This is a genomic window from Pseudomonas sp. RIT409 (genome assembly GCF_003052515.2).
Taxonomy (GTDB): domain Bacteria; phylum Pseudomonadota; class Gammaproteobacteria; order Pseudomonadales; family Pseudomonadaceae; genus Aquipseudomonas.
On sequence record NZ_QARE02000007.1, the window covers coordinates 124,979 to 138,447 of the forward strand.

Sequence of the window (13,469 nt, forward strand, 5' to 3'; positions counted from 1 at the left end):
CTTGAGATAAGCGTCCTCCATGTTTGGTTCCAACGACGACAAGAAGACGCCAGCCCCGGCTGGCGAGAAAAAAGGCCTGTTCGGATGGCTGCGCAAGAAGCCGCAGGAAACCGTCGCCGATCAGCCGAAAGATTTACCCGTTTCAGCGCCCGAGACCGCCATCGAACCGACCTCGCCCGCTGTGGATCCGCACACCCCTCCGGCCATCCCGCCCGCCAGCTCCGCGGCGCCAACCTTCATCGCCCCTGCGCCCGAGCATGCTGTCGACACACCGCCCGCTGCCGAGCCCTGGCTGAAGTTGCCCGTCGCTGAAGAGCCTGTTGCGCTGACCGATGAAAATGAACCCCATATAACGCCTGAGATTCCGACGCACACTGCGTCGCACGTGCCGACACCTGTCGCGCCCCCTGTGTCACCTTCGGTTGAAGCCGTACCGCCGTCCATCGAGCCAGTGCCTGTTGCGCTGCCCGATCCTGTCGCTGGCAATGACCTGCCAGGGCTGACGCCGCCCGCGCCCGTTCCAGCGCCGCGTGTAGAGGCGCCGCAGGCCCCGGTCGTCGCCGAGCCATCGGGCCCTTCGCCAGCCCAGGCTGTCGAGCCCAGGCAGCCGGGCTTCTTCGCCCGCCTCAAGCAAGGGTTGTCCAAGACCAGCGCCAGTCTCGGCGAAGGTATGGCCAGTCTCTTCCTTGGCAAGAAAGCCATCGACGACCACATGCTGGACGAGTTGGAAACCCGCCTGCTCACCGCGGATGTAGGTGTCGAGGCAACGTCGCTGATCGTGCGGAACTTGACGCAGAAAGTGGCGCGTAAACAACTCACCGACAGCGACGCGCTCTACAAATCCCTGCAAAGCGAGCTGACCGAAATGCTCAAGCCGGTGGAGGCTCCGCTGGTGATCGCCGCTGACCACAAGCCGTTCGTGATCCTGGTCGTCGGTGTCAATGGCGCGGGCAAGACCACGACCATTGGCAAGCTCGCCAAGAAGCTGCAGGTTGAGGGCAAGAAGGTCATGCTTGCGGCGGGCGATACCTTCCGTGCCGCGGCGGTGGAGCAGTTGCAGGTCTGGGGCGAGCGCAACAAGATCCCGGTCATTGCCCAGCACACAGGGGCCGATTCGGCGTCGGTCATTTTCGATGCGGTTCAGGCGGCCAAGGCCCGCGGCATCGACGTGTTGATCGCCGATACCGCAGGCCGTCTCCATACCAAAGACAACTTGATGGAAGAGCTGAAGAAGGTACGCCGCGTGATCGGCAAGCTGGATGAAGCGGCGCCTCATGAAGTGCTGTTGGTGCTGGACGCGGGGACCGGTCAGAACGCCATCAACCAGGCCAAGCAGTTCAACCAGACCGTCAACCTCACAGGGCTGGCGCTGACAAAGCTCGATGGGACTGCCAAGGGCGGGGTGATCTTCGCGCTGGCCAAGCAATTCGGGCTGCCGATCCGTTATATCGGGGTAGGCGAGGGCATCGACGATTTGCGGACCTTCGAAGCCGAACCCTTTGTTCAGGCACTTTTTGCCGAGCGGGAGCGCACATGATTCGTTTCGAACAGGTCGGCAAGCGCTATCCGAACGGGCACGTGGGCTTGCATGAGCTGAGCTTTCGAGTGCGTAGGGGCGAGTTCCTGTTTGTCACCGGTCATTCGGGCGCTGGCAAAAGCACCCTGCTTCGCCTGCTATTGGCCATGGAGCGCCCCACGTCGGGCAAGTTGTTGTTGGCCGGGCAGGATCTGGGGCAAATCAGCAATGCGCAGATCCCTTTCCTGCGCCGGCAGATCGGCGTGGTGTTTCAGAACCACCAGTTGCTGTTCGATCGCACGGTGTTCAACAACGTTGCACTGCCGCTGCAGATCCTCGGCCTGTCCAAGGCTGAAGTCACCAAACGTGTGGATTCGGCGCTTGAACGGGTCGCACTCTCCGACAAGGCCGAGCTGTACCCAGGGGACCTGTCCACCGGTCAGCAGCAGCGCGTCGGCATTGCGCGCGCCATCGTTCACCGCCCAGCCCTGCTGTTGGCGGATGAGCCCACCGGTAACCTTGACCCACGTCTGGCGGCTGAAATCATGGGCGTATTCGAAGACATCAACCGGTTGGGGACGAGCGTGCTGATCGCCAGTCACGACCTCGCCCTGATTGCCCGCATGCGCCATCGGATGCTCACCCTGCAACGCGGTCGATTGATCGGCGACGGGGAGGCGGGTGTATGAGCGCTACTCGCAGCCCCAAGGTTTCCGAGCGTGTGGCGCCCAAGGCCACGGAGCCGGGCCCGCAGAAGCAGAAAAAGAAGCGGCACGACGATGATGACGGACCCAGCTTCGGCGAGTTGTTCGGCGCCTGGATCGAGGCCCATCGTTCGAGTCTGGCCGACAGCCTTCGCCGGTTGGGCAAGCAGCCGATCGGCAGTTTTTTCACCTGCCTGGTGATGGCCGTTGCGTTGAGCCTGCCGATGGGCCTCTCGTTACTGCTGAGCAATGTCGAACGCCTTGGTGGATCCTGGCAGCGTGCAGCGCAAATATCGCTTTATATGCAACTGGATGCGTCGCCTACCGATGGGCAAAGTCTGGTCAGCAGGATCAAGCAGATGAACGGCGTTGCCGATGCGGAGTACATCTCTCGCGATCAGGCGCTGAGCGAATTCCAGCAGCAGTCGGGCCTTGGCGAGGCCCTCAAGGAGTTGCCGGAAAACCCGCTGCCCGGTGTGGTGTTGGTGACTCCGCTTGAAGTGGACAAGGCCGCGCTAGAGGCGTTACGTACCCAACTCGCCGAATTGCCGAAGGTGCAGCAGGCGCAGCTGGACCTGGTCTGGGTGGAGCGGCTTGCGGCAATTCTGAAGCTGGGCGACCGCTTTGTGTTCGGCCTGACGGTTTTGCTCGTCGTTGCATTGCTTCTGGTGATAGGCAATACCATTCGTCTTCATATCGAGAACCGCCGCACCGAGATAGAAGTCATTAAACTAGTAGGCGGTACGGACAGTTATGTACGGCGCCCCTTCCTTTATATGGGCGCGTTGTACGGGTTCGGCGCGGGGATTTTCTCGTGGGGCATACTGGCCTTCGGCCTGGATTGGCTCAACGATGCGGTCATTCGGTTGGCTGGGCTCTACGGCAGTAATTTCTCCCTCGCCGGTGTGCCGGTCGCCGACGGGTTTTCGCTCTTGCTAGGGGCGGTGTTGTTGGGGTATATCGGTGCGTGGATCGCCGTCGCGCGTCACTTGAGAGAGCTGGCTCCGCGATGAGTTTTAATGTTGAGGTAAGGTGTCCATAGTAAATTTTGTTTCACCTATTGACTTTTCAGCTTATGGGAACTTGTTTCGCGGTTCCCGGTCAATTTCGCAGTGCTGAACTGCACGAGTCATGTGTAGGAGGTTTTTTCGTATGACCACTTCTTTGCAACCTGCTTATGCCTTGGTCCCGGGTGCGAACCTGGAAGCCTATGTGCATACGGTGAACAGCATTCCACTGCTGACACCCGAGCAGGAGCGTGAACTGGCCGAGAGTCTCTATTATGAGCAGGATCTAGGGGCGGCTCGGCAGATGGTGCTCGCCCACCTGCGTTTTGTCGTGCACATCGCACGCAGCTATTCCGGTTATGGCTTGGCTCAGGCAGACCTGATCCAGGAAGGTAACGTCGGCCTGATGAAGGCCGTCAAGCGCTTCAACCCCGAAATGGGGGTGCGTCTGGTGTCGTTCGCCGTGCACTGGATCAAGGCTGAGATTCACGAGTTCATTCTGCGCAACTGGCGTATCGTGAAAGTCGCGACAACCAAGGCTCAGCGCAAGCTGTTCTTCAACCTGCGCAGCCAGAAGAAACGTCTGGCTTGGTTGAACAACGATGAAGTGCATCGCGTGGCAGAAAGCCTAGGCGTAGAGCCCCGTGAGGTGCGCGAAATGGAAAGTCGCCTGACGGGCCAGGACATGGCCTTTGACCCCGCTGCGGAAGCGGACGACGACAGTGCGTTCCAGTCGCCAGCCAACTACCTTGAAGACCATCGCTACGACCCGGCGCGTCAATTGGAAGATGCCGACTGGTCCGACAGTTCGACGGCCAATCTTCATGAGGCGTTGAGCGTGCTCGATGAGCGCAGCCGAGACATTCTCTACCAGCGCTGGTTGGCTGAAGAGAAGGCGACGCTGCACGATTTGGCCGAGAAGTACAACGTGTCCGCCGAGCGTATTCGTCAGCTCGAGAAGAGCGCCATGAACAAGCTCAAATCGTCGATTGCTGCATAATCGAGAGCCGCTCTGCAAAACGCCCCGAGATGATCGGGGCGTTTTCATTTCAACGGCGGGTACAGGGGCTGGCTCACCATTGGCGACGGTGATTCAGCCCCAGCAGATACTCGTCCCCACCCAACTGGCGCATCTGTTGACGGATCCACCCGGCACGGCGGGACACGTAGCCGCTGGGATTGCTTGCGCTCCACTCTCTAGGGTTGGGTAGCACGGCAGCCAAGTAGCTGGCCTGCTGTAGCGAGAGTTGGCTGGCATTGATGTGAAAGTGGTGCTCGGCCGCAGCCTGGGCGCCGAAGACCCCGTCATCCCACTCTACGCTGTTGACATAAACCTCCAGAATTCGCTGTTTGGACCAGAACAGCTCGATAAGCGCCGTGAACCAGGCTTCCAGCCCCTTACGGAAATAACTGCGGCCTGACCATAGAAACAGGTTTTTAGCGACTTGCTGGCTCAGCGTACTGGCCCCGCGAATCGAGCCACCCCGTTCGTTGTGAACCAGCGCGGCCTGGATGGCGTCGATATCGAACCCCCAGTGCTCGGCGAATTTCTGGTCTTCGCCAGCGATGACCGCGACTTTCAGGTCATCGGAGATTCTCTCCCAAGGTTCCCAGTCGCGCTGCAGGTCAATGGGCTGACCGTCGAACCAGGATTCGATCTTGCGTTCGACCATCAGCGCGGTGAAGGGCGGTGGCACCCAGCGAAATATCAGAACCAGCACGACACTGGCCGCTGCGAACCAGAGCAGGCCTTTGGCGATACGACGAAGAAGAAAACGCAGCATAGAGATGGCTTGGCCGAACCCGTTGAGCGAGCCATTATACAGATCACGCGCCATTGAACCTGGAGTTACACATGCTTCGAACCTTTCTGATGTTGGCGGCTTTCTTTGGATTCACCGGTGTGGGGCTTGGCGCTTTCGCCGCTCATGGCCTGAAAAACCGTCTTACGCCGGAATACCTGGCTATTTTCCAGACCGGGGTGCTGTATCAGTTGATCCATGCCCTGGCGATCTTTGGCGTTGCGCTCCTCGCCATGCAGATTCAAGGTCGGCTGGTCAGTTATGCAGGTATTGCCTTTATCCTGGGCATCCTCCTGTTCTCCGGCAGCCTGTACCTCATGACGCTGACCGGCGTGAGCAAGCTGGGCATCATCACGCCAATCGGTGGCCTGTGTTTCCTCATTGGCTGGTTCATTCTGGGTTGGACGGCTTGGCGGCTGGGTGTCGATACCTTGTGACAAGGCAGGTGTGCAACGCCGGTTGAGCGTGTGCACCGACCGCACATTCAGCAGCACGCCGAGACGAATGGCCGTGCTGTGCCTTGGTCATCCCGACCGATCGGGCTAGAATGCACGCCCCCTAAAATGATGGCTGCCTTCGCATGCGCATTCAGTTGAACGGTGAATCCTACGAACTGCCCGACGGCGAGACCGTGGCGGCATTGCTGAGCCGCCTGGACCTGGTCGGGCGTCGAATCGCGGTCGAGCTGAATCTGGATATCGTACCGCGCAGCCAGCATGCATCCACGACGCTCAGCGAAGGCGATCACGTCGAAGTGGTGCATGCCATTGGTGGCGGCTAGGCCTTCACGCCCTGCGGTCTCCCCTGGCCCAGAAGAACTGCAAGAACCTCAACCCTAAAGAGGATTTCCGATGAGCAATGTTCGTAGCGACAAGCCGTTTACCGTGGCCGGTCGGACTTTTCAGTCGCGCCTGTTGGTCGGCACTGGCAAGTACAAGGACATGGAAGAAACCCGTCTGGCGATCGAGGCGTCGGGTGCCGAGATCGTCACCGTAGCGGTGCGTCGGACCAATCTGGGCCAGAATCCCGGTGAGCCGAACCTGCTCGACGTGCTGCCGCCGGATCGCTATACCATCCTGCCGAACACTGCTGGCTGCTATGACGCCATCGAAGCGGTACGCACCTGCCGTCTGGCCCGCGAACTGCTCGATGGCCACAATCTGGTCAAGCTCGAAGTGCTGGCCGACCAGAAAACCCTGTTCCCTAACGTGATCGAAACCCTCAAGGCCGCCGAGACGCTGGTCAAGGACGGCTTCGACGTCATGGTCTACACCAGTGACGATCCGATCATCGCTCGCCAACTGGCTGAAATCGGCTGCTGTGCGGTCATGCCATTGGCTGGACTGATCGGCACTGGCCTGGGTATCTGCAACCCCTACAACCTGCAGATCATTCTTGAAGAGTCGAAAGTCCCGGTATTGGTCGACGCCGGTGTCGGCACCGCCTCCGACGCCACCATCGCCATGGAACTGGGCTGCGAAGCGGTGTTGATGAACTCGGCCATCGCCCACGCACAGCAACCGATCCTGATGGCCGAGGCCATGAAACACGCCATCCTGGCGGGCCGCATGGCCTACCTGGCGGGCCGTATGCAGAAAAAACTCTATGCCAGCGCTTCCTCGCCGCTGGATGGTCTGATCAAGTAAGAGCCTGTTGATGATTGATTCGCAAACGCCTGACCCACTTCCGGACGAGGAAGTGATGAATGACCCACACGGCAAAGCACAGGGTGCTGACAGCCATCATCGGCGCATCAAGAGTTTCGTGATGCGGGCGGGGCGGATGACCGAGGGCCAGCAACGCGGGCTCGATCAGGGCAGGCCGCTGTTCGTGCTGCCATTGGCCGACGCCCCGGTCGACTTCGATCAGGTCTTCGGGCGCTCTGCACCGCGCACGCTGGAGATTGGTTTCGGCATGGGGCATTCGCTGCTCGAGATGGCGGCTGCCGCGCCCGAACAGGACTTCATCGGCGTCGAGGTGCATCGCCCTGGCGTCGGTGCGCTGCTTAACGGCGTGCTGACTCAAGGCCTGACGAACGTCCGGGTCTACGACTGCGATGCCATCGAAGTGCTCAAGCGCTGCGTTGGCGACGACAGTCTCGATCGCCTGATGCTGTTTTTCCCCGATCCCTGGCACAAGGCTCGCCATCACAAGCGCCGTATTGTGCAAGCCGAGTTCGCCGCGCTGGTGCGCAGCAAGCTCAAGCCGGGCGGTATTCTGCACATGGCGACCGACTGGGAACCTTATGCCGAATACATGCTGGAAGTGATGAATGTCGCACCGGGTTATCGCAACCTGGCGGAAGACGGCAAATGCGTACCGCGCCCTGCGGAGCGCCCGATCACCAAGTTCGAACGCCGTGGTGAGCGTTTGGGGCACGGCGTCTGGGATTTGAAGTTCGAGAAGATCGCCTGATCGACCAGCCCCCTTTCCCCTGAGGGGGCCCGGTCAACCTGTGGGAGCGAAGTCTCTCGTGAGCGAAGCGTGCAGCCGAGACAGCTCCGTCGGCCGCGCCGTCAGCTTGCGATGGGCTCCGCTCCCACGGTCGTTCTGGGCCTTGCTCACTGGGGGCTTGTAGGACTTATCCTTCAGCCTCTTCAATCTTGGACTACGGCTTTGTCGGCCGCATCTGGCTTCGCTCCCCTCATTGGATCGTTATCGTCCCGCCGTTGCACATTCTATTGCTGATAACGGGGAAAGATGATGAGAACAATCTGGCAAATGGCTGCAGTCGCGACGCTGATCGCAACGACGAGCGGCTGCGTCAGCTATAACATGAGCCAACCAACTGCTTCGCTGTCTGGCGAGGTCAAGACCGATCTCAAAGCGGATGTGAAAGTGGGTGAAACCATTCAGGGCGAATCGTCCAGCAACATCCTGTTCGGCTGGTTGAACCTGGGTGGTGACAATCAATTCGCCGATGGCGTGACCTATGGCGCTGCGTCGGGCGGCGGCCTGGGCTTGCCGCTGCCCGATCCGGTGTCCAGGGCAAAAGCCGCGGCCGCCTACAAAGCAGTGAAGTCGTCGGGCTCCGATCTGATCGTCGCACCGCGCTATGAAGTGACCGTCAACGATTACTTCATCTTCAAGAAAGTGAACGTGAAGGTCACCGGCAACAAAGGCAGCATCCAAAGCATCCGCTGATGGATGAGTCGCACCCGCCAGAACAGCGGGTGCGACTGCTGCATGCACGCGACGGGCCGGCGCAGGTTATTTCCGGTCGGCAACCACCCCGATCAACACCAACACGACCAACAACACCGGTGCGAGGCTGTAGTTGTTGAACTGACTGAGTCCGCGCACTACCCAGGGGGTGGCATAGATCAGCGCCGCACCACTGCCGAGGGTGCAAAGCAAGGCCATGACCGGTACGCGCAAGGCGCCGGCAAAGCTGCTCAAACGGCCTTCGATCCAGCCTTTAATGTCGGCACCGAACAAAATCAGCAGGCACCCCACCAACGCCAGAGCGATTTCCGAAAGGTTGCTGCGACTCCAGCGTGAGACGGTGGCCAGCAGGTCAAGTACGAGGTCCATTCAGTTTCCTTTACGTTAAGCCTTAAAGAAGAAAGTACTGCAGCAGGTCATTGAGGAATAGCTGACCTCGAGCAGTCGCCACCAGGCGCGTTGGATCGGCTTCCAGCAGGCCGCGTTCTTCCGCCTGCTGGCGCGCAGTGGCGAGCGAATCGAGGCTTAGACCGGTGCGACGCTGAAATAACGCAGCGTCGACGCCCCTTGTCAGGCGCAGGGCATTCATCATGAATTCAAACGGCATTTCTTCCGGCATCAGGCGTTTTTCGCCGGCCTGGAACGGCTTGGTGGGATTGAGATAATCCTTGGGCAGTCGGGTTTTCCAAGTCCGGAAAATGCGTCCGTCGGGATGGCTGAGCTTGCCGTGGGCGCCCGCACCAATGCCGATGAAATCACCGAAACTCCAGTAATTGAGGTTATGACGCGCGGCGCGTCCGGTCTGGGCATAGGCTGACACCTCGTACTGCGCGTAGCCGTTTTCCCGCAACAACGTCTGGCCGGCCTCCTGAATGTCCCAGAGGATGTCGTCTTCCGGCAGAGTGGGCGGCTGATTCCAGAACACCGTGTTGGGCTCCAGCGTCAATTGGTACCAAGAGAGATGCGTGGGGGCGAGCGCGATCGCCTGGCGCAGGTCGCCCAATGCATCCTGCTCGGACTGGTCTGGAAGGCCGTGCATCAGATCCAGGTTGAAGTTATCGAAGCCCGCCTTGCGCGCCATGTCTGCTGCGCGCACAGCCTCGTCGCCGTTATGGATACGGCCAAGCGCCTTGAGTTTGGCTTCCTGAAAGCTCTGAATACCAATCGAAAGGCGATTGATGCCCAGGCCGCGATAGGCGCTGAATTTGGCCTGCTCGAAGGTGCCAGGGTTGGCTTCCAGCGTGATTTCGATGTCATGAGCGAAACGAATGCGTTGCTCCACGCCGTTCAACAAGCGCCCCAAGGCATTGGCGCTGAAAAGGCTTGGCGTGCCCCCGCCAAAAAAGATCGTACTCAGTTCACGCCCGTAAACGTGAGGCAGCTCCAGGTCCAGATCCGCCAGCAGTGCGTCGACATATTCCTCTTCAGGCAGCACGGCACTGGCGGCATGGGAGTTGAAATCACAATAGGGGCATTTGCGCACACACCAAGGGATGTGGATATACAGCGAAAGCGGCGGCAGCTCGGCCAGAGGGTGCCCCGCAGGCTGGGAACTGAACCCGGAAGCGCCCAGGATCAGCGGCCGGATAGTCGAATCGTCGGTCATCTCTCTACCGCATCCAGCTGCAACCGCTGCCGCAAGATGGCCATGGCGCGGGCGCGGTGGCTGATCCGGTTCTTGTCCGCAGGGGGCAGTTCGGCACTGGACAGGTTGCGTTCGGGCACCCAGAACAAGGGATCGTAGCCAAAACCGTGCTCGCCGCTGGCGGCGGTGAGAATTCGACCGTGCCAAAGGCCTTCACACAGGATGGGCAGTGGATCGTCGGCATGGCGAACCAGCGCCAGTACGCATACGAACTGCGCACCCCGTTGGTCTTCCGGCACGCCTTCGAGGGCGTTGAGCAGCTTGGCATTGTTTGCCGCATCGCCTTGGCCGTCCGCGTAGCGAGCCGAGTAGATCCCAGGCGCGCCGCCGAGGTAATCGACCGCCAGGCCCGAGTCGTCGGCCAGGGCGGGCAACCCGGAGATGCGCGCGGCATTCCGGGCTTTCAGGATGGCGTTCTCCACGAACGACAGCCCTGTTTCGTCGGGTTCGACGCTGCTGAATTCACCGATGGAGCGCAGTTGCACGCTGCCTCCGAGCATCGCCTGGAGTTCTTTGAGTTTGCCGGCGTTATGGCTGGCGAGTACGAGCTGCGAAAAATTCATCATTCGTCCGAGAAAATCTGTTGAGTGAAGCTGAGCGTATGGGGTTGTTCACCCTTCGCGTTGACATTGATCGTGAAAACGTAGGTCGCTGACGTATCGGGCTCGACGGCGAACTGAGCGAGGTAGTTCACCGAACCGTTTTCGGCGATCGGCCTGAAATCAAGGACCTTCTGCCGTCCTGTCAAATCCGCCACCGTGCCATCGATGCGGGCAGGGACCGTCTTGCCACCCTTGACCGCCGTGATGTTGATGACGCCCTGACCCTTGCTGCGAGTCAGGTCGTACTCAGTCGCGATCGCCGGTTGCAAGAGCCCTGAGGCGAAGGCGTTGTAGTGGATGGTGAGGTCGCCGAACACTTGCTGGCGGTTCGGGCTGGCGCTGTCGGCGGCCACCGCCTGTGTGTTTGTCAGACTGACCAGCGTCATCAACAGGCCCAGCAGGGGGATCGGACGCGCCATGATCAGACTCCTTCGCAGTCGGGTTTTACACGGCGATCCGGTGATCCTGCAGAGCGGGGCTGCTGACCCGATAGATGCCGATCTCACCCAACAGATTAGGCCAAAGCTTGCTGGCCCAGCCATGGCGATGCTGCTGATCGACCGCCAACCGATCAATGACCTTCGCCGAGCGCTCGCGACACAGCTCTTCGAAGTCGGCAAACGTGCAGAAGTGAATGTTGGGCGTGTTGTACCACGTATAAGGCAGAAACTCGGACACCGGCATGCGGCCCTTGCTGGCCAGGTACCAGCGGCATCGCCAGTGACCGAAGTTCGGGAAGGTGATGATGCACTGGCGGCCGACACGCAGCATTTCGTCGAGGATCTTGTCGGGGTAGTGCACGGCTTGCAGGGCCTGAGTCATCACCACGATGTCGAAGCTGTCACTGGCAAAGTTGCCCAGACCCTTGTCCAGGTCCTGTTCGATGACGTTCACGCCTCGTGCTACGCAGCGGGCGATATTGTCGGCATCGTTTTCCAGGCCGTAGCCAGTGACGTGTTTGTTGTCCCTCAGCCAGGCCAGCAACTCGCCGTCGCCACAGCCGAGGTCGAGCACGCGGCTGCCTGCCGGTATCCAGTCTTGGATGATTTCCAGGTCGGCTCTCATGGTGTCCTCAGAGTGCAATACGGTTCATGTAGCTGGAGAAGGCTTGCAAATAGCGGGGGATCGGCATCAGGAAGGCATCATGGCCTTGCGGGGCATCGATCTCGAGGTAGCAGACATCCTTTTTGGCCGCCATCAGGGCGTCCACCAGCTCGCGGGAGCGGGCAGGGGAGAAGCGCCAGTCGGTGGTGAAGGACATCACGCAGAATTTCGCGGTGGCATTGGCGAAGGTTGCGGCCAGGTTGTCGTTGAAGCTCGCTGCCGGATCGAAATAGTCCAGCGCCTTGGTCATCAACAGGTAGGTGTTGGCATCGAAACGCCCGGAAAACTCTTCTCCCTGGTACCGCAGGTAGCTTTCGACCTGGAACTCCACGCTGTGAAAGTCGTAGTTGAGCTTTTCACTCTTGAGGCCACGGCCGAATTTCTCGCCCATCGAGTCATCGGACAGGTAGGTGATATGCCCGACCATACGCGCCAGCATCAGGCCGCGCTTGGGGATGACGCCCTGTTCCTGGAACGAACCGCCGTGGAACTCGGGGTCGGTCAGGATGGCCTGGCGGGCGACTTCGTTGAACGCGATGTTCTGAGCGGACAGTTTGGGTGCCGACGCGATGGCCAGGCAATGGCGCACGCGGTCCGGGTAGCTGATCGTCCATTGCAGAGCCTGCATCCCGCCCAGGCTACCGCCAACGACTGCGGCCCATTGCATGATGCCCAGGCTATCGGCCAGACGGGCCTGACTGTGCACCCAGTCTTCGACCGTGAGAACGGGGAAGTCGGCGCCGAAGGGGCGGCCGGTTTCCGGATTGGTGCTGCTTGGCCCGGTCGAGCCGTTACAGCCGCCGAGGTTGTTCAGGCTGACAACGAAGAATTTCCGGGTGTCGATGGGTTTGCCCGGGCCGATGCAGCTGTCCCACCAACCCGGTTTGCGATCTTCGCTGCTGTGGTAGCCAGCCGCATGATGATGACCGGATAGGGCGTGACAGATCAGCACCGCGTTGCTTCTGGCAGCGTTGAGTTGACCATAGGTTTCGTAGATGAGGTCATAGGCGGCCAGCGAGCGGCCGCAGGCCAGAGCCAGGGGCTCGTTGAAGTGCGCCGTCTGCGGCGCGACCAGACCGACAGAATCTTCGGGAAAGACCGTGGACATCGACCCTGCTCTCACTGAAATGAGGCGTAAGTCTAAAGATCGAAGGGGGGAGCGGCAACCAACTAAACAGTTGAACACGCCGGTGGTCGTGCTTTTGGCGCTGCCCGAAGGGCGTAGGAGCGCGCTTGCCCGCGATTGCGGTGTGTCAGCTGTCAAGATGGTGCAGATCTGACGCTATCGCGGGCAAGCGCGCTCCTACAGGGTTACGTGTCGCAGCCCCTTAAATCATCCGCCACAGCTCTTGCGGCATACCCGCATAACCGGCCAGCTCCGGCATGACGTAGGACTGCACCACCTGGATGGCCAGGAAGGCGAAGATCGGGGAGATGTCCATGCCGCCCAGGTTCGGCACGATACGGCGAAACGGCGCCAGGATCGGCTCACTGATCTGGTAGGCCAGTTCGGCGGCAGGGTTGTGGGTGCCCGGAGCGATCCACGACACGATCACCATGATGATCATCGCAACCCAGAAGATTTTCAGGAGCAGCGAGGTAATCCCGATGATTGCCCACATCAGCAGATGAGGTACATCGCCGATGGTGCCGTAGGTCATGATCAGGACGAAGGCCATCAACAATGCTTGAATCACGATGGCCAACAGCAGCGAGGAAGTGTCCAGCCCAAAAACGCTTGGAACGATGCGGCGGATGGGCTTGAGCAACGGTTGCGTCGCCCGGACGGCAAACTGACTGAGCGGGTTGTAGAAATTGGCTTTGACCAGTTGCAGCACGAAGCGCAACAACACGATGGTCAGGTACAGGCTGATCAGCGTCTGAATGACGAAAATCGTGGCGCCGGTGAGTGCATTCATGAATG

Annotated in this window: 17 protein-coding genes; 9 read left to right on the forward strand and 8 right to left on the reverse strand. The window is 60.2% G+C overall.

Annotation, left to right across the window (positions count from 1 at the left end; all coding sequences use genetic code 11):
• Positions 1-19 precede the first annotated feature (19 nt).
• The 4 genes from ftsY (at position 20) to rpoH (ending at position 4,227) form a co-directional block, all read left to right on the forward strand.
• Positions 20-1,537 carry a signal recognition particle-docking protein FtsY gene (gene ftsY, locus DBP26_RS11250; protein WP_108237656.1) on the forward strand — a complete coding sequence of 506 codons (1,518 nt, stop codon included), beginning with the start codon at positions 20-22 and terminating at the stop codon, positions 1,535-1,537.
• Positions 1,534-2,205, forward strand: coding sequence for a cell division ATP-binding protein FtsE (ftsE, locus tag DBP26_RS11255; RefSeq protein ID WP_108237657.1), 672 nt, complete (start codon positions 1,534-1,536; stop codon positions 2,203-2,205). Before ftsY ends, ftsE begins: the two co-directional genes overlap by 4 nt.
• Positions 2,202-3,233 carry a permease-like cell division protein FtsX gene (ftsX, locus tag DBP26_RS11260; protein WP_108237658.1) on the forward strand — a complete coding sequence of 344 codons (1,032 nt, stop codon included), beginning with the start codon at positions 2,202-2,204 and terminating at the stop codon, positions 3,231-3,233. The genes ftsE and ftsX overlap by 4 nt, the downstream gene beginning before the upstream one ends.
• Before the next feature lie 139 nt (positions 3,234-3,372).
• Positions 3,373-4,227: an RNA polymerase sigma factor RpoH gene (gene rpoH / locus DBP26_RS11265; protein ID WP_108237659.1), complete on the forward strand. Its 855-nt coding sequence runs from the start codon at positions 3,373-3,375 to the stop codon at positions 4,225-4,227.
• Positions 4,228-4,300: 73 nt separating this feature from the next.
• Here rpoH and mtgA read toward each other — a convergent pair whose 3' ends face one another.
• A complete protein-coding gene (gene mtgA / locus DBP26_RS11270; protein ID WP_108237803.1) occupies positions 4,301-5,011 on the reverse strand; it encodes a monofunctional biosynthetic peptidoglycan transglycosylase in 711 nt (236 codons plus the stop codon).
• A 71-nt stretch (positions 5,012-5,082) separates the two neighbouring features.
• Between mtgA and DBP26_RS11275 the strand changes: the two genes are divergently transcribed.
• From DBP26_RS11275 to DBP26_RS11295, 5 genes are all read left to right on the forward strand, one after another.
• A complete protein-coding gene (locus DBP26_RS11275) occupies positions 5,083-5,466 on the forward strand; it encodes a DUF423 domain-containing protein (protein WP_108237660.1) in 384 nt (127 codons plus the stop codon).
• 143 nt (positions 5,467-5,609) lie between these two features.
• The gene (thiS, locus tag DBP26_RS11280; RefSeq protein ID WP_108237661.1) at positions 5,610-5,810 is read left to right on the forward strand and encodes a sulfur carrier protein ThiS; all 201 of its coding nucleotides are present in this window, start codon (positions 5,610-5,612) and stop codon (positions 5,808-5,810) included.
• 70 nt (positions 5,811-5,880) lie between these two features.
• Positions 5,881-6,675 (forward strand): thiazole synthase, encoded by a 795-nt coding sequence (locus tag DBP26_RS11285; protein WP_108237662.1) that lies wholly within the window; start codon positions 5,881-5,883, stop codon positions 6,673-6,675.
• 55 nt (positions 6,676-6,730) lie between these two features.
• On the forward strand, positions 6,731-7,444 hold the full coding sequence (gene trmB, locus DBP26_RS11290) for a tRNA (guanosine(46)-N7)-methyltransferase TrmB (protein WP_177411047.1): 714 nt from the start codon (positions 6,731-6,733) through the stop codon (positions 7,442-7,444).
• Positions 7,445-7,732: 288 nt separating this feature from the next.
• On the forward strand, positions 7,733-8,173 hold the full coding sequence (locus DBP26_RS11295; protein WP_108237664.1) for a hypothetical protein: 441 nt from the start codon (positions 7,733-7,735) through the stop codon (positions 8,171-8,173).
• A gap of 66 nt (positions 8,174-8,239) precedes the next feature.
• Here DBP26_RS11295 and DBP26_RS11300 read toward each other — a convergent pair whose 3' ends face one another.
• The 7 genes from DBP26_RS11300 to DBP26_RS11330 all read right to left on the reverse strand — a co-directional run bounded on the left by DBP26_RS11300 (position 8,240) and on the right by DBP26_RS11330 (position 13,464).
• Positions 8,240-8,563: a DUF3392 domain-containing protein gene (locus tag DBP26_RS11300; RefSeq protein ID WP_108237665.1), complete on the reverse strand. Its 324-nt coding sequence runs from the start codon at positions 8,561-8,563 to the stop codon at positions 8,240-8,242.
• A 22-nt stretch (positions 8,564-8,585) separates the two neighbouring features.
• Positions 8,586-9,800, reverse strand: coding sequence for a radical SAM family heme chaperone HemW (gene hemW / locus DBP26_RS11305; protein WP_108237666.1), 1,215 nt, complete (start codon positions 9,798-9,800; stop codon positions 8,586-8,588).
• On the reverse strand, positions 9,797-10,405 hold the full coding sequence (gene rdgB, locus DBP26_RS11310) for an RdgB/HAM1 family non-canonical purine NTP pyrophosphatase (RefSeq protein WP_108237667.1): 609 nt from the start codon (positions 10,403-10,405) through the stop codon (positions 9,797-9,799). Before rdgB ends, hemW begins: the two co-directional genes overlap by 4 nt.
• Entirely contained in the window at positions 10,402-10,860 is a 459-nt protein-coding gene (locus DBP26_RS11315; RefSeq protein ID WP_256601246.1) for a DUF4426 domain-containing protein, read from the reverse strand. The genes rdgB and DBP26_RS11315 overlap by 4 nt, the downstream gene beginning before the upstream one ends.
• 25 nt (positions 10,861-10,885) lie before the next feature.
• Positions 10,886-11,506, reverse strand: coding sequence for a methionine biosynthesis protein MetW (gene metW / locus DBP26_RS11320; RefSeq protein ID WP_108237668.1), 621 nt, complete (start codon positions 11,504-11,506; stop codon positions 10,886-10,888).
• Positions 11,507-11,513: 7 nt separating this feature from the next.
• Entirely contained in the window at positions 11,514-12,653 is a 1,140-nt protein-coding gene (locus tag DBP26_RS11325) for a homoserine O-acetyltransferase (RefSeq protein WP_108237669.1), read from the reverse strand.
• 220 nt (positions 12,654-12,873) lie between these two features.
• Positions 12,874-13,464, reverse strand: coding sequence for a YggT family protein (locus tag DBP26_RS11330; RefSeq protein ID WP_108237670.1), 591 nt, complete (start codon positions 13,462-13,464; stop codon positions 12,874-12,876).
• Positions 13,465-13,469 lie beyond the last annotated feature (5 nt).

What these genes read in the sequence shown, in the direction of transcription:
- ftsY (WP_108237656.1), top strand. Translation starts at nt 20, where the DNA reads ATGTTTGGTTCCAACGACGACAAGAAGACGCCAGCCCCGGCTGGCGAG.
- ftsE (WP_108237657.1), top strand. Translation starts at nt 1,534, where the DNA reads ATGATTCGTTTCGAACAGGTCGGCAAGCGCTATCCGAACGGGCACGTG.
- ftsX (WP_108237658.1), top strand. Translation starts at nt 2,202, where the DNA reads ATGAGCGCTACTCGCAGCCCCAAGGTTTCCGAGCGTGTGGCGCCCAAG.
- rpoH (WP_108237659.1), top strand. Translation starts at nt 3,373, where the DNA reads ATGACCACTTCTTTGCAACCTGCTTATGCCTTGGTCCCGGGTGCGAAC.
- mtgA (WP_108237803.1), bottom strand. Translation starts at nt 5,011, where the DNA reads ATGCTGCGTTTTCTTCTTCGTCGTATCGCCAAAGGCCTGCTCTGGTTC.
- DBP26_RS11275 (WP_108237660.1), top strand. Translation starts at nt 5,083, where the DNA reads ATGCTTCGAACCTTTCTGATGTTGGCGGCTTTCTTTGGATTCACCGGT.
- thiS (WP_108237661.1), top strand. Translation starts at nt 5,610, where the DNA reads ATGCGCATTCAGTTGAACGGTGAATCCTACGAACTGCCCGACGGCGAG.
- DBP26_RS11285 (WP_108237662.1), top strand. Translation starts at nt 5,881, where the DNA reads ATGAGCAATGTTCGTAGCGACAAGCCGTTTACCGTGGCCGGTCGGACT.
- trmB (WP_177411047.1), top strand. Translation starts at nt 6,731, where the DNA reads ATGAATGACCCACACGGCAAAGCACAGGGTGCTGACAGCCATCATCGG.
- DBP26_RS11295 (WP_108237664.1), top strand. Translation starts at nt 7,733, where the DNA reads ATGAGAACAATCTGGCAAATGGCTGCAGTCGCGACGCTGATCGCAACG.
- DBP26_RS11300 (WP_108237665.1), bottom strand. Translation starts at nt 8,563, where the DNA reads ATGGACCTCGTACTTGACCTGCTGGCCACCGTCTCACGCTGGAGTCGC.
- hemW (WP_108237666.1), bottom strand. Translation starts at nt 9,800, where the DNA reads ATGACCGACGATTCGACTATCCGGCCGCTGATCCTGGGCGCTTCCGGG.
- rdgB (WP_108237667.1), bottom strand. Translation starts at nt 10,405, where the DNA reads ATGATGAATTTTTCGCAGCTCGTACTCGCCAGCCATAACGCCGGCAAA.
- DBP26_RS11315 (WP_256601246.1), bottom strand. Translation starts at nt 10,860, where the DNA reads ATGGCGCGTCCGATCCCCCTGCTGGGCCTGTTGATGACGCTGGTCAGT.
- metW (WP_108237668.1), bottom strand. Translation starts at nt 11,506, where the DNA reads ATGAGAGCCGACCTGGAAATCATCCAAGACTGGATACCGGCAGGCAGC.
- DBP26_RS11325 (WP_108237669.1), bottom strand. Translation starts at nt 12,653, where the DNA reads ATGTCCACGGTCTTTCCCGAAGATTCTGTCGGTCTGGTCGCGCCGCAG.
- DBP26_RS11330 (WP_108237670.1), bottom strand. Translation starts at nt 13,464, where the DNA reads ATGAATGCACTCACCGGCGCCACGATTTTCGTCATTCAGACGCTGATC.